The sequence below is a fragment of the Methanobrevibacter sp. genome (genome assembly GCF_030539555.1).
Lineage (GTDB): Archaea > Methanobacteriota > Methanobacteria > Methanobacteriales > Methanobacteriaceae > Methanocatella.
The window spans coordinates 1-655 of sequence record NZ_JAUNXX010000056.1; the positions used below are offsets into that span (position 1 = coordinate 1).

Genomic DNA, 655 nt, shown 5'->3' on the forward strand with positions numbered 1-655 from the left:
TCTTCTGTCATATATTATAATTTGTATTATCTTATTTATTATATTTTTTATATATTTTAGATAATATCTAGTGCTATCCAAGACATTACAAATTAATTTATTTTCGTCCCGCTTGACATTTGTTTTTTGGGAAATATGTACAAACCCTAAATGGTTTACCATTTCTTATAATCTCATACGTCAATCCATCACAATCTTCTTCTGGACATGGTTGTAATGTAGGTATCAAATCTTCTGATTTATTAAATGGACCGCCCTTCCACTTACAATCACCATTTGAACATTTAAAAAATCCTTTTCCAGTTTCTTCATTTTTTGATAAAATTACATGTCCCTTTTTACATGAAGGACAAACCAAATCAATATCAATCATTTTCCGTTTTGATTTTGTTTTTTCTGTTTTCTTCTTATTTTTAGATTTGGATTTCTGTTTTACTTTTCCATTGCACCCATCTTTAAAATAATTACTACAAGCCCTAAATTCGCCGTAAGGTCCTTCTCTCATATATGTTATTCCATTACACTTTGGCACTTCACAGTATTCAATAGTATCAATTTTACCAGTTTTATCAAAACTGCCACCATCCCAATCACATTTAGAGCAAATAACTTTTCCTTGTTTTGTTCTCTTATTCTTTTTAATAATTATATCTCC

The 655-nt window shown here is 28.9% G+C and carries 1 protein-coding gene; it reads right to left on the reverse strand.

The genetic code is table 11. The annotated features are described in order from the left end of the window. Positions 1 to 97: 97 nt before the first annotated feature. Positions 98 to 655: hypothetical protein (locus Q4Q55_RS08415; RefSeq protein ID WP_303372371.1), on the reverse strand; the 558-nt coding region annotated here is incomplete at its 5' end.